Annotated in this window: 11 protein-coding genes and 1 tRNA gene; 4 read left to right on the plus strand and 8 right to left on the minus strand. The window is 39.9% G+C overall.

The window, feature by feature from the left end:
• Nucleotides 1-37: 37 nt before the first annotated feature.
• Together era and IAG46_RS08025 are read right to left on the minus strand one after the other, a co-directional pair.
• Entirely contained in the window at nt 38-922 is an 885-nt protein-coding gene (gene era / locus IAG46_RS08020) for a GTPase Era (RefSeq protein ID WP_190809837.1), read from the minus strand.
• On the minus strand, nt 909-2,276 hold the full coding sequence (locus IAG46_RS08025) for a sodium:alanine symporter family protein (protein ID WP_190809838.1): 1,368 nt from the start codon (nt 2,274-2,276) through the stop codon (nt 909-911). The genes era and IAG46_RS08025 overlap by 14 nt, the downstream gene beginning before the upstream one ends.
• 221 nt (nt 2,277-2,497) lie before the next feature.
• On the opposite strand from IAG46_RS08025, the gene IAG46_RS08030 reads away from it, so the two are divergent.
• Nucleotides 2,498-2,570 (plus strand) — tRNA-Met (locus tag IAG46_RS08030).
• Nucleotides 2,571-2,860: 290 nt separating this feature from the next.
• Here the strand turns inward: IAG46_RS08030 and IAG46_RS08035 are convergent.
• From IAG46_RS08035 to IAG46_RS08055, 5 genes are all read right to left on the minus strand, one after another.
• Nucleotides 2,861-3,574, minus strand: coding sequence for a DUF4382 domain-containing protein (locus IAG46_RS08035; protein ID WP_190809839.1), 714 nt, complete (start codon nt 3,572-3,574; stop codon nt 2,861-2,863).
• Nucleotides 3,575-3,746: 172 nt separating this feature from the next.
• Nucleotides 3,747-3,956 (minus strand): DUF2892 domain-containing protein, encoded by a 210-nt coding sequence (locus tag IAG46_RS08040; RefSeq protein ID WP_190809840.1) that lies wholly within the window; start codon nt 3,954-3,956, stop codon nt 3,747-3,749.
• A gap of 159 nt (nt 3,957-4,115) precedes the next feature.
• The gene (locus IAG46_RS08045) at nt 4,116-4,724 is read right to left on the minus strand and encodes a Crp/Fnr family transcriptional regulator (protein WP_190809841.1); all 609 of its coding nucleotides are present in this window, start codon (nt 4,722-4,724) and stop codon (nt 4,116-4,118) included.
• A gap of 140 nt (nt 4,725-4,864) precedes the next feature.
• Nucleotides 4,865-5,755: a hypothetical protein gene (locus tag IAG46_RS08050; protein ID WP_190809842.1), complete on the minus strand. Its 891-nt coding sequence runs from the start codon at nt 5,753-5,755 to the stop codon at nt 4,865-4,867.
• A gap of 17 nt (nt 5,756-5,772) precedes the next feature.
• Entirely contained in the window at nt 5,773-7,557 is a 1,785-nt protein-coding gene (locus tag IAG46_RS08055; protein ID WP_190809843.1) for a hypothetical protein, read from the minus strand.
• A 117-nt stretch (nt 7,558-7,674) separates the two neighbouring features.
• Here IAG46_RS08055 and IAG46_RS08060 point away from each other — a divergent pair, with 117 nt between their 5' ends.
• Genes IAG46_RS08060 through IAG46_RS08070 form a run of 3 tightly spaced genes read left to right on the plus strand, consistent with a single transcriptional unit; the run spans nt 7,675 to nt 11,661 of the window.
• Complete coding sequence (locus IAG46_RS08060) at nt 7,675-8,199, plus strand: RNA polymerase sigma factor (RefSeq protein WP_190809844.1); 525 nt, start codon at nt 7,675-7,677, stop codon at nt 8,197-8,199.
• A 47-nt stretch (nt 8,200-8,246) separates the two neighbouring features.
• A complete protein-coding gene (locus IAG46_RS08065; protein ID WP_190809845.1) occupies nt 8,247-9,158 on the plus strand; it encodes a FecR family protein in 912 nt (303 codons plus the stop codon).
• Nucleotides 9,148-11,661: a TonB-dependent receptor plug domain-containing protein gene (locus IAG46_RS08070; protein ID WP_190809846.1), complete on the plus strand. Its 2,514-nt coding sequence runs from the start codon at nt 9,148-9,150 to the stop codon at nt 11,659-11,661. Before IAG46_RS08065 ends, IAG46_RS08070 begins: the two co-directional genes overlap by 11 nt.
• 591 nt (nt 11,662-12,252) lie before the next feature.
• On the opposite strand, the gene IAG46_RS08075 is transcribed toward IAG46_RS08070, so the two are convergent.
• Nucleotides 12,253-13,461, minus strand: a complete 1,209-nt coding sequence (locus IAG46_RS08075; protein ID WP_190809847.1) for a site-specific integrase — start codon at nt 13,459-13,461, stop codon at nt 12,253-12,255.
• Nucleotides 13,462-13,770: the final 309 nt, after the last annotated feature.

The following is a 13,770-nucleotide window of genomic DNA, read 5'->3' on the forward strand; positions in this document are numbered from 1 at the left end:
CACCCTTCAACACTTACCCTCAAAAGACCCGCGAAATTTAATTATTGTACCCAAACCGTCTTAGTTGTCGGGAATTACTGCGCCAATTTTTATTCACCTTTACATAGAGCTCGATATGCACCTGTTTGTCAAAGAATTTTTCCAAATCCTTGCGAGATTCCACGCCAACCCTTTTTAGCGCACTACCCTTATGACCGATTATGATTCCTTTTTGGGTATCACGTTCTACCATAATTACGGAACGAATGCGGATGATATCCTCATCTTCGATAAACTCTTCAGTTTCCACTTCTACCGCATATGGAATCTCCTTTTTGTAGTGCATCAATATTTTCTCACGGATAGTCTCGTTCACAAAAAATCGCTCCGGCTTGTCCGTAAGTTGGTCTTTTGGGTAATAGGGCGGTGCTTCTGGTAGGAGTTCAATAATCCGCTCAAAGACTTCTTTTACATTAAAGTTTTCCAATGCTGAAATGGGATGGATTTCGGCTTTGGGAAGTAAGCTTTGCCAATGTTGTATTTGCTCTTCCAACACTTGCTGTTCGGAAGTATCTATTTTGTTGATGAGCAACAACACTGGAATATTGCTGCTTTGAATCTTTTGGAAGAAGGCTTCATCTTTTAACGCTTTTTCTCCAATCTCCACCATATAAAGTAACACATCGGCATCCTCAAAGGCCGATTTTACAAAATCCATCATCGAAGATTGCAACTCGTACGCAGGCTTAATAATTCCCGGAGTGTCGGAAAGAATCGCCTGAAAATCATCCCCGTTCACAATTCCCAAGATTCGATGGCGTGTAGTCTGTGCTTTTGAGGTAATAATGGAAAGTTTCTCACCCACAAAAGCATTCATCAAGGTAGATTTACCCACGTTGGGGTTGCCGATTATATTTACAAAACCTGCTTTATGCTTTTTCATGCTTAATTTTTGAAAAATATTTTTTTGCTGCCAAATTCACTTTGGGAGACAGATATAGCACCGCTATCATATTTGGAATAACCATTAACGCGTAGGCCAAATCTATCAGGTTAATAACCAAATCCACAGAAGCTACCGCTGCAAAAACAATGGTCGCCACAAAATACCAATTGTAGTATTTCCCAATTTTGGCATTGGTCAAAAACGAGAGGCATTTTACCCCGTAGTATGAATAGGTGAACAGAGTTGACAAAGCAAAGGCAGAAACAATGATCATGAGCAGCACATCCCCATACCCAAACAAGGATTTTTTAAAGGCAATCAAAGTCATCAATATCCCATTACTTTCAGCTTCCAAATACGCCCCGCTTAAAATAATCACTATTGCAGTCAATGTACATACAATAATAGTATCTATAAAAGGGCCTAACATGGCCACCAAACCTTCTTGTACAGGCTCATCGGTTTTGGATTGACCATGGTACATGGGCGCGCTACCCAATCCTGCTTCATTGGAAAACATAGCACGACGTACGCCTAATATCACCAATCCCCAAAAACCTCCCTTGACCATGGTATCAAAATTGAAAGCTTCCATCACAATAAGTTTTAAGGAGGGAAGAACCTCAGTAGCATTGTTCACCATGACTACCAAAACGGCAACAAAGTATACCAATACCATAAACGGCACTATTGCAGAAGCTACTTTTGCAATTTTTTTGAGTCCCCCAAAAATGACAAACGAGGTAATAATGGCAAGAGATATCCCAACAATCAATTTCCAATTAAAATCTCCTAACATGGCCAAACTTTCGTCTGGTTTTACCACATTCATGAAGGTCTGCGTAAACTGGTTGGCTGTAAATACCCCGAGAAAACCAAAAAGCCCTGCGATACAGAAAAAAGTGGCCAGTGGCTTCGCTTTTCTGCCAATACCCTGGGTAATGTAGAACATGGGACCACCTTGCAATTTTCCTTCAGAATCAGTTCCCCGGAACATTATGGAAAGGCTACAAGAATAGAATTTGATGCACATTCCAATCAGTGCGGTGACCCAAATCCAGAAAACAACACCTGGACCACCCATATATATAGCAATAGCTACTCCCGAAATGTTTCCAAGACCTACAGTTGCAGCTACTGCTGCCGATAGTGCCTGTAAATGACTTACGTCTCCTTTCGCGTCTTCTTTATCATACTTTCCAGCTGTAATAGCGATGGCATGACCAAAGTAACGATATGGTAAAAATTTGGATTGAAAAACAAGGAACAAACCGCCGCCAATTAAAAAAATGAGCATTGCCCATTCGGTATAGGGTAACATTCCGGATAAAAAGTCATTGATTATTTCCATGGTTTCGAAGGTAGTTATTTCGATTAAAATTTTACTAAAGGATATGCATTTCAATTCATTTTCAAATAAAAGCGGGGAAATCCAAACAAAACTTAAAAAAGATACTTCGTCAGGCTCAGTATTAGTTCAGCTATTTGATTTGAATTCTTTCCGTTTTTCAAATCAAAGTCTCACTAAATTTGGAAATAAACCAAAAACGGTTGTATATTTGCCGTCCACATCGCGGGATAGAGCAGTAGGTAGCTCGTCGGGCTCATAACCCGAAGGTCACAGGTTCGAGTCCTGTTCCCGCTACTAGAAAAGACAAGGGTTTCAAGAGATTGAAGCCCTTTTTTAATGTCTAAAATTGACTCAGGTACAACATAGGTACAACAATTGACATTTTTTTAATTATCCATTTCAAATGAGCCTATTCAAATTGTTTTGATACTAAACACCCTTGTTAATCTATGAATTCTTGGCTTAAGCCTATGGGGTTTTAGAACTTTAAACTTTTCTTTTGACTTAAAAAATTATATGAGTTGTTAGAAAAAAAGCACCACTTGAAGCGGTGCTTTCGATACAGAATAAAGATGTGTTGTTAACTACTGATTGATCAAGTCCGCTGTTTCCTTGATGTTGTCCTTTAAATCTTTAGCGATTTCTTGATTGCCATCTTGATCGTTTGGGAATATTTCTATGGTGCCATTTTCATTACCATCTAAGGCAAGGCTCAAGTCGATTTGTTTTAGGGAGTTTAAAAATTGATCCATGTTGAAATCAACGGTAAAATTGATGACTCCCCCAGACACTTGAACTCCCGTGCTTCTTCCTACATCCAGATTTTCGCTGGTATCGTGCCAGAAAATAAAAGGAATGTCATTGATTGTACCTTCAATATAAATAGACCTATCGTAAAGATTATCGGTAGTTGGAAGGCCTTCATCTTTATGGAATTTAAAGCGAAGTTCCTTGTATGTTCCATCGGGTACAATAACATCGCCAATAGTTTGTGTAATTGCATCACTACCGTTCAAAAGGTCTATTTGGTAGGGACCCCTAAACTGAATTTCGTCGGTATCTAAGCTACTGTTTGAGTCGTCATCATTTTTAAAAACCACATCCCTGATTGAAATACGGAAATCGGTAAAAATGACATTTTCGTTGTTCTTTCCCGTAAAAGAGACTGATTTTGACGTGGTGCCCCCTGCATTGGATACCGCAACTTTAAGGCGAATTCGACTATCGTCAATTTCATCACTGGAACAACTTCCCATAAACAAGGTCATTGTACTAAAAAATAAAATGGAATACTTCATAACAATTGAATTTGGTTAATACGTAAGATTTGAAACTTTTATTATAAAACAATCTAAGCCCTATTTTTCCTGAAAAAAATAGAAGTAATTTTCAACTACTTTATAACCAATAAATTGGAAACTAAAAAAGAGCGGCGCTAACCGCTCTTAGCTTAGTGTTTAGATAGCTGTTTTACTCTTTTTTTGTTGGACAGGTACTTATACCAAAGGGGGCGTAGAGCGGGCAGAAGCTAATAAAGCTGGTAAGCACAAAGACTCCGCCCAAAACCAGCAGTACAATTCCCAAAGTACCACTGATGGTTCCTGTAAAATACAGTATGGCAATTATAGCTGCAACAACAAAACGGATGATTCGGTCCGCAGATCCCATATTTTTTTTCATTTCATAAAAATTTAGTTAGACAAATATTCAACGAGCAATATGATAGCTGTGATGACCGATATGCAAATAATGCAGATCAACAAAAGTTTTAGCAGTTTTTTGCCCATTTTTACTTTTATCAAAGCTAATGAAGCATGTGGATCTGTGCAGTGACTTTGGTCACAACCGAAGTACCTGTATTTTATTTCCAATTTGCTCAATCATGCCCTCTCCCTCCAGTTTTTTCAGTACACGGCTTACTACTTCCCTAACAGTGCCGACTTCATTTGCGAGTTGTTGATGGGATATTTGCAAAGGATTTTCCTTTTTGAGCAGGACCTTGTCCCTTAAATGGCTATATACCCGTTTGTCCATCCTGTCAAACAATACATGGTGGATAGTGTCCAACAGTTCTGCATATCGACCTTTATATTGCTGAAAGAAAAAGCTGTTGATCTTAGGGTTTTCCTTGGTCATAGCATCCAATTTATCCACGGGCACAAGGATGGCCTCGGTATCTTCTTCGGTTATGGCATATACTTGGCTGGGCTCATTATTGATACTTGCCGAAAAAGACATAATGCAACTTTGGTTGGGCTGTATATAATAGAGCAACAGTTCCCTGTCCTCATAGCGCGTAAAAACCTTAATCAATCCTTTTTTCACAAAGGGAACGACCTTTACAAATTGCCCTTCCCTTAGAACTTCGGTTCCCTTGGTTATATTTTGAACTATGCCCACCTGGGCCATTTTTTCAAAGAGGGATTCAAATTTGGATAAATCTTCCATGCGGAGGTGCATTTGACCTTAAATATAAAAAAACCGCCCCAAGTAATAGTTTGGGGCGGCAACCAACCTTCTTCTCCATAGCAGGGGAAACCTCATTCCATTTTTTAACGGCTGGATTTGCCAATTAAGAATTGGGGCACTTATTTTTCAAAAGTCAATAGGTCCGTATCGCCATCACCACCACTTTCATGGATCAGCTCAATCTTATTCGCCGAAAAGGAAACAATGTTCCAGTCTTCGGAAAGCTCGGCAAAATCGGCCGGGGAGGCGAAGAAAATATTAAAATCAATCTCACCTGTGGTCTGTCCCTCATTGAAATTACCAAGGGTACAGCCATTTCTAAAACGTAACCGGTCTTCACCATTGATTCTTAGGTCTACATTCGATTCACCATTGTACAGTTCAATTTCATGGAGGGTCCATGTATCGGGTATGTCGGTCAGGTCGGCTATGCTCAAGACCACTTGAATGTTGTTTCCGCTGCCCGAAGCTTCCCAAGTACCTGAATAGCTATCCGAGCCCGTTGTGACAGTTACGGCACCATCCGACGAAAAGTTGAAATCATAGCCTACAAAATTGTCTTCTAGGTCATTGTTGCTTCCTCTTTCGAGTTTTTCAACAAACCAATCGGAACATCCCGATAAAACTCCTACAAGTTGTTCCACCGTACAACCATTACAATCGTCTTCAATATTATTATTTGAGCTATCGTCATCGGAATCGTCGCTGGAGTCATCATCAATGGTCACGGACCAAGTTCCCGTTACCGTGGTATTTCCATTTTCGGCCACCAGACTTCCATCGATATTAAAGCTAAAACCATATCCATCAAAGTTTGCGGTCTCATTTTTTCCTGAATCAACAAAGTTTGTCACCGACCAAGTGTCGGAAGTTGCCGTATTGGTAATTTCCTCCACATCAGCCTGTAATTGCGCCAGATTGGCCGCTTCATCGTTTTCGCCATCTGTTGTGCAGGAGGTTGCCCATAGGGCAAGCATTAAAATTCCAAGATTTAAAATGTACTTTTTCATAGTATTCTATTTTGGGTTTATTGTTTTGAAAAAATCAAGGTGTCCGTAGCACCACTGCCACCACTCACATCACGTAGTTCCAATTGGGTATCGGTAACTGAGATTACGTCCCAATCATCGTTGAACTCATCCAAAGGAGATACGACACCAAAGTCCAACACAAATTTGTTCTCGCCATTTTCAGCGGACCAAGTACCGTTGGTCGCACTACCGTTATCTGCGGTTACTGAACCATCGGTACTAAAATTAAAAGTGTAAGCATTGAAGTTGTTGGTCTCATCAACACCATCATCAAGATAGGTTGAGACGATCCAGATGCCGTCCACAATCACGGCCGCCAAATCCACTCCACCATTGCCATTGCTTGATGCGTTTCGCTCAAAAGTGAGAAAGTCCGTAGTACCATCTCCTCCACTGATATCTTTTAATCGAATGATGTCATCCGTAGCTTCCAAAACATCCCAATCTTCCAACAGTTCATCGAACGGAGCATCCGTACCGAAGTTCAGGTTGAGTTCAAGTTCCGTCTCGTCACCCGAACCCGTAGACCAGGTTCCATTGGTTATAGCTCCAGAATCATCAGCAGTCGCCGACCCATCGGAAGAAAAATTGAAGACCATCCCATCAAAAAGTGCAGTTTCATCCACATCGTCAAAATAGTTGGTCACATACCAGTCGCCATTGGTCAGTGCCTGAACAAGTGCCGTATCATCAATACCTCCGGTGCCCCCACCATTGGAAGTACAATCACTCCTGAACCTCAAACGATCATCTCCCAATCTAAAATCAACATCACCTTGTTTTATTTCGTGCAAGTTCCAAGTGGCATTGAAATCGGATAGGTTGGGAATATTTATGATCACCGCAATGGTATTCCCCGACCCGCTGGCCTCCCATGTTCCCGCAAACGAATCGGTATTGGATACGGCACTCAATGTTCCATCTGTCATAAAGTTGAAGACATATGCCGTGTATTGGTCCTCCAAATCCTGGTCGTTGCGCTCCAACTTGTCAACGTTCCAATCAGAACAGCCTGTCAAAGCATCTGAAAGTTGGTTTGTGGTACAATTATCACAGTCATCATCGTTAAAATCATTGTCATCATCCTCATCGCAATCATCCCTGGCATCTTCCAAGATATTTTCAAGTGCATCCAAATCTAAAGCTTGTACCTCTGTCCCGTCAAACAAAATAACGGTAATGGGGAAATTGACACTTACAACGTCATCCTCATCCAAGTCATCTATAAATTTATAAAGGGTTTCATCGTTGGAAATGGTAATGGTATCGATGATTTCGTTACTGGAATTAAAAACAGAGGCCGTAACCGGATATTTAATGTCGGCACACTCGATATCGTCATCAAATTCGTTCTCTCCGACACAATCGTCCACAAAGCTTTCAAATTCATCTGCATTTGCGATGACAACCTCAGAAAAATCGGCCAGGGTTATGGTGATGGGGAAAGCGATTTCCAAGATATCGTCGTCATCATCAAATTCATCAAAAACATCCTCTATATCATCAAGATCCGCATCGGAATCAACAATAATCTCAATGCCATTGGCCGTTACGGTTACCGGGAATTGGACACTGATACAGCTGGCATTGTCTATTATGTTGTCATGAGAGCCATCTTTTGTGGCCGTATTTTGCAAAAGGCCTGCAACAGTTGAATTCGATTTAAGGGTATCTTCCTGGGGTCCTTCGATCAAAACCGATTCTTCTTCCCGACATGAAGCGACCAATAGGAACAGGGCCAATAGGCCAAGGAGCATCAATCTTTTCCAAATTTCATTCATAGCGTTTAAGTTTTTGATGACAAGTATTTATGTATAGAACAACCTTGATTTAAAAATTCCCGAAAAAAAATGAAAAAAATAGATTTTATACATTTGGAATAAACCAAACCTACCCATTTGAAAAAGGAACTACATAAAGATATTTGTGAAGAAACCGTGTTTTCCAGTCTTTATGAAAGGCTATCGGGCAACCTTCACGATTACCTCTATTATAAATATGGTGAACAGCTCAATCCCAACGATAAGACCCAGGAAGCTTTCATAAAACTTTGGGAAAACTGCAAAAAGGTGACAGTGGACAAAGCCAAATCCTTTTTGTTCACCGTTGCGAACAATTTGATGCTCAACGACATCAAACATCAAAAAGTTGTTTTAAGATATCAGTCCACAAAACCCAAACAGCATACCAATGAATCTCCCGATTTTATTTTGGAGCAGGAAGAGTACTTTAAAAAGTATCAGGAAGTGCTATCAAAATTGACCGAGGAGCAGCGGACTGCATTTTTGTTGAACAAGGTGGAAGGAAAACGACATGAGGAAATCGCACAAATGTTGGGCGTGACCAGAAAGGTGGTAGAGTACAGAATTTATGCCGCTTTCAATACTTTAAAAAAAGAATTGGAAGGATTTAGAATAAAATAATCAGGAAAAATAGGATTTTGGTTGTTATATAATAAAATGCATGTTTTATGGACAAGGACTACTTGATCGAAAAATGGTTGGCTGATGAGCTTTCTACGGAAGAGTCCAAAGCTTTTGAAGCCATGGACGACGCCCCTTATTTAAAGGGTATCGTGGAGAATGCTTCTGCCTTTAAGGCATCGAGGTTTTCCAAGATGGACGGCTACCAACAGTTCAAAAAACATTTGGAGTTGGCTAAACCACAAGATGCCAAAATCCGCTGGATAAGGCCGTTAATGAGGATAGCCAGCATTTTTGTGGTGGGATTCTCAATGTATTACCTTTTCATTTATGAAAACCTGACAACCGTTGAAACCCACATTGGCGAAAAAGTAACAGTTACACTCCCTGATGCTTCCACGATACATGTAAATGCTTTATCAGAAATTGCCTATAACGAGAAGAAATGGAATCAAAAAAGGGAAATAACTTTGGAAGGAGAGGCATTTTTTGATGTGGCCAAAGGCTCCAAGTTTAATGTAGTGACCACATCGGGAACCGTAACTGTTTTGGGAACCGAGTTCAATGTAAAGCAAAGGAAAAACTTGTTTGAGGTAAGATGCTTTGAAGGCAAGGTACAGGTTGTTGCTGGAGCACATGAGGCCACCTTGCTCGAGGGGGATAACCTTAGATTTTTTAATGGAAGTATCTCCAAAGGAAAAAACACCTTTTCTGTTGCCCAATGGACCAAAAATATCAGTAATTTTCAAAGAGTTGAAGTTTCTGAGGTTTTCGCCGAACTGGAAAGGCAGTACAAAGTGGGAGTGGCTCTGGAAAATGTAAACACCAAACAACTTTTCTCTGGTGGATTTGTACATGATAATTTGGAAAATGCCCTAAAATCGATAACTGAACCCTTAAACTTGGACTATGAATTTATAGCAACCGATAAAGTTAGGGTAAAGCCTCGTGAAAAATAGACTAATTCTTCTTTTCCATATATCGACAATACTTTTCAGTATCCCTTTCTTTGGTCAGCAGACCGAAACAGAGGAGCCCTTGTTGAATGTCCTAGCAGAACTCCAAAAGCGCTATCAAGTCCGGTTCAACTATGCTTCAGAACTTATCGAGAACATAAAAATAGCCAAACCAGATACTGAACTTGGCCTTCAGGGTGTAATCGAATTTTTAAAAAACCGAACAGGTCTTGATTTCGATTTTATTTCCAATCAGGTAATCACCATAAAAGCAAAACCATTACGGCTTTGCGGGTTTATCCGTGACAAAGATAGCGGGGAACCTTTGCCCTATGTCACTTTACAGTCCTCTAAAGGTGGCACGGTGTCCGACGAAAATGGCTATTTTGAACTTCCTGTGGCGAACGCATCGGATTTGATCTTGATCAGACATTTTGGGCATAAGACCGTTAGACGGGAATATCGGTTTTTTAAAACTGGGGATTGTGGGACCATTCACTTGGTTCCCGAGCAACAGTTGTTACCGGAAATTGTATTGTCCGATTATTTAATTAGAGGATTGGATAAACTGGATAACGGAGCCTTTCTTTTGGATTTTGACCGTTTTTCGATACTCCCAGGGCTGGTGGAAGAAGATGTTTTACAATCGGTACAGGCCCTTCCTGGTATTCAGAGCATTGATGAGACCGTTTCCAACATCAATATACGTGGTGGAAGCAATGACCAGAACCTTATACTCTGGGACGGCATTAAAATGTACCAATCCGGCCATTTTTTTGGGTTGATTTCCATGTACAATCCGCAGATAACCCAAAAAGTGACCTTGCAAAAAAATGGTACTTCAACGGCATTTACGGATGGGGTTTCGGGCACCATTGCCATGTCCACCGACAAAAATATCAACCCTAACTTTAATAGCAGCATTGGTATCAACCTTATAGACATAAATGGATTTGTGGATGCACCTTTGGGGAAAAATGCATCCATTCAAGTTGCGGCCAGAAAGGCAATAAGCGACTTTTTTGAAACTCCGACATATTCGGAATATTTCAATAGGATAACACGTAACACTGAGATTGACAGCAATGTGGAATCCGTTACAAATTCCAATGTTGGTTTCGATTTTTATGATACTTCGCTTAGACTGCTCTATCGGCCCAGTGACAAGGATTTTGTACGGCTGAATTTTATTTACACGGCCAATGAGGTCGCCTTTGACGAGAATGCCATCTTTGATGGGAGCGAAGAAATAAAGGAAAGTCGCCTGGACCAAAGCAGTATCGCAGGTGGTTTTTATTACTCCAGACAGTGGAAACCCAATTTTACCACCGAACTTTCTGTTTACGAAACCGACTATAAGCTTAGGGCCATCAATGCCAATATACTGCAGGACCAACGCTTTTTGCAAGAAAACAAAGTGTCAGAAACCGGGGTTCGCGCCATGGCCAAATCTACTTTTTCCGAAAATTTGGGCTGGAACAACGGCTACCATTTTACCGAGACCAAGGTCACCAATCTGGACGATGTGGATAATCCCATTTTTAGAAGGTTGGATGGTGAAGTATTGCGGACCCATGGTTTGTTCACAGAAGTAAACTGGTCGACGACCAACAAGGAGACCATTATCAATGCCGGGGTTCGTTTTAATTACCTCGACAAATACCAAAAGCAGCTTTGGGAGCCAAGGTTGAGCCTTAACCAAAAAATTCTCGATGTATTCAATTTGGAATTGTTGGGGGAATTCAAGCATCAGAACACATCTCAGGTCATCAATTTTCAAAATGACTTTTTGGGGATTGAAAAAAGACGTTGGCAACTTTCCAATGATGCCAATATTCCCATCATAAAGAGCAAACAAGGTTCTTTGGGCCTAAGCTATAAAGAGGATGGTTGGCTGGTCAATGCTGTCGGGTTTATCAAGGAGGTGGAAGGAATCACAACACAAAGCCAAGGATTTTTGGACCGCTACGAGTTTGTCCGCACCTCAGGGAAATATGATGCAAATGGAATTGAACTATTATTGAGAAAACAATTGCAAAATTGGAATATGTGGTTGAGCTATGGCTATTTGTATAGCCAATACACTTTTGCGGAACTTGAAGAAACTCATTTCCGAAGTAATTTTGATATTACCCATTCCGTTTCATCGGGAATCACCTTTTCGACGCAAAAATTACATATGGCAGCAGGAGTCAATTGGAGAACCGGAAAGCCATTTACCTCATCGATTACAGGAAATGAAGTTGTGAATGACCAAATTAATTATGCTGAAGCCAATGGAAGTCAATTGGAAGATTATGTACGACTCGATGTTTCGGCAATCTATAAAATGGAGCTTGGAAAGAAAATGAGACTACAAGCAGGTTTATCCATTTGGAATGTGCTGGACAGGGAAAATCCTATCAATACATTTTACCGATTGAGTGCCCAGCAAAACGCACAGAAAGTGCTGCAAGGCTCCTTGGGCATAACTCCCAATGCCATGATAAAAATTGCATTTCGATAAAATTCAGCGAGCAAAACAGAGTTTTGCGCTGCAAGCGTCCCAAACCTTGCCAAACTAATACTACTGAGCGAGGCAAAACTTCCATTTCAAAACGAAAATGGGTCAACTTTTACTTCTGTTTATGGGACACTCGAGAGGATTTGACCCAATTTCATCAAAAAATCACCTAGCCATCTACAGCAGCTTTCAAAAAAATTGAGCGGACCAAAGATTACCATCCAAAAACATCCTATTTTGCGTTTTTGCAACAAAATTTTTCAATGTTTTCAGGGGTTTTCAGAGTTTTTACAACAAAAAACAGAATGCTTTGTTTGTAATTAAAAATTAGTAAAAGTACTGATTTTACTGGCCTTTGGGGCAGAAATTGGACAACGTAGCATCGCTTTAGCGTGCTACCCTCTCGCTGTTCAAAATTGGTCTACTTCGTATCCCGAATCTTGAACACTACCAAACCAACTTCTTTTGGTCAGATGGATAGGTTGTGTGCCCTATTCCAATTTTTCTTTACGCGTATCTTTCCGAATGCTATAAAATCGGAACAGGATCCATGCACAAAGTTTTGAGGTAAGAATTTGGGACCTATTAAGTGTTCTAAAAATTCACAACCCTGTCCAAAGCATCGTCCGTATCTTTTTTCATGAAACTGGCTTGGTAAGCAACCGTCGTAGTAATGGAAGAATGTCGATATAACTTCTGTAGCATCTGAATAGGTATTTTATCTCCAGATATGTTTCCAAAAGTATGCCTGGCTATGTGCATACTCAACTTTTTGTTAATCTTCAGGTGATTTGAAACTAGCTGCAACCTTCTATTCAAAGTTCTTGTGACAGTTCTGACCCTAACAAGTGTCTCCTTTACATTGTTAAAGTCCGTTCCTTTTAGGTAAGGAAAAATCAGATTATCCTTATTTGAAGATAAATCTGCATATTGATCTATTAGCAATTGTGCTTTTTTAGGAACTTTGAGAGACACCAGCTTTTGGTTTTTATTCATCCTGTATTGCAACCGACCATCTTTAAAATCAGACCATTTAAGTTGCAAAACATCACTCACCCTAATTCCGGCAAAATAAAAACTTGTTAACCAAACATTCACGGCATGTTGTTGTGCCTCGGTCAACCCCCGAGCATTTTCCATTTTTTTCACTTCTTCTATGGACAATCCTATTTTCTCTGATTCAGGAATACGTATTTGAATTTTTCCTTTTCCAAATGGATAGGAAGTCCGTTCTGTTATGCCTTCTGATATAGCTAGGTTGAAAATCTTCCGAATCAAAATCATATAATTCACCGCGGTGCGTGGTTTTCTTTTCTCCTGATTGAGGATATAACTTTCAAAGTTCTTAAGCAGAAAAACTGTAATCTCTTTAAAATGTAAGATATTTTGCCCCGTAAACTTCTTGAACTTTTCGATTCGTCCTTTTTGGGTTTGATATTGGCGGTATTTTTCCGCATTTTGAAGATTTTCAAGGTGTAGTTCAGCTACTCCAAAAAAATCCAATTTGTTAGTCCCTTTAACATTTTCTCTAATGTGGGATGCTGAAATAACGTCCTCATTTATTTCAGCTTCAAGTAATTTATCATTTGCTTGGGTAAGTTTTGTTAAAATCAAATGATTTATCCTAGATGAATTTGGATGTGATTTTCTGACCCTCCTATTTTTTTCATCCCAATATTTTTGGTCTATATATTGGCCAATAGAAATAAAAGAGGCCCTTCGGTCTTTGATAATTCGAATGGCAATTGGAAACAAATTTTGCGCATTCCTTTTTTTCCTTAAAACTGCCTGAACCGTCGCCATATTCTGTTCCTTTTTTTAAAGGTACAAAATCCTGGGTACAACATAGGTACAACATTTTACGCTTTTAATTGATATTTTTTGATATTATTATTAATTAAAAATTGATTAACTAATTGATTTTCAGTTATTTTGTATTAATTCGAAATTTTAACGTAAATTCTCATAACCCGAAGGTCACAGGTTCGAGTCCTGTTCCCGCTACTAAACAGAAAGTCATGACCATCCAAGGTTGTGACTTTTTTTTATGGCACATATCAACAGTACGAGAAGTTAATCCTGAGCGAAGCCGAAGGAATTCCTGTTCCCTCT

Source organism: Flagellimonas sp. S3867 (genome assembly GCF_014698935.1).
GTDB lineage: Bacteria > Bacteroidota > Bacteroidia > Flavobacteriales > Flavobacteriaceae > Flagellimonas.

What these genes read in the sequence shown, in the direction of transcription:
- era (WP_190809837.1), bottom strand. Translation starts at nt 922, where the DNA reads ATGAAAAAGCATAAAGCAGGTTTTGTAAATATAATCGGCAACCCCAAC.
- IAG46_RS08025 (WP_190809838.1), bottom strand. Translation starts at nt 2,276, where the DNA reads ATGGAAATAATCAATGACTTTTTATCCGGAATGTTACCCTATACCGAA.
- IAG46_RS08035 (WP_190809839.1), bottom strand. Translation starts at nt 3,574, where the DNA reads ATGAAGTATTCCATTTTATTTTTTAGTACAATGACCTTGTTTATGGGA.
- IAG46_RS08040 (WP_190809840.1), bottom strand. Translation starts at nt 3,956, where the DNA reads ATGAAAAAAAATATGGGATCTGCGGACCGAATCATCCGTTTTGTTGTT.
- IAG46_RS08045 (WP_190809841.1), bottom strand. Translation starts at nt 4,724, where the DNA reads ATGGAAGATTTATCCAAATTTGAATCCCTCTTTGAAAAAATGGCCCAG.
- IAG46_RS08050 (WP_190809842.1), bottom strand. Translation starts at nt 5,755, where the DNA reads ATGAAAAAGTACATTTTAAATCTTGGAATTTTAATGCTTGCCCTATGG.
- IAG46_RS08055 (WP_190809843.1), bottom strand. Translation starts at nt 7,557, where the DNA reads ATGAATGAAATTTGGAAAAGATTGATGCTCCTTGGCCTATTGGCCCTG.
- IAG46_RS08065 (WP_190809845.1), top strand. Translation starts at nt 8,247, where the DNA reads ATGGACAAGGACTACTTGATCGAAAAATGGTTGGCTGATGAGCTTTCT.
- IAG46_RS08075 (WP_190809847.1), bottom strand. Translation starts at nt 13,461, where the DNA reads ATGGCGACGGTTCAGGCAGTTTTAAGGAAAAAAAGGAATGCGCAAAAT.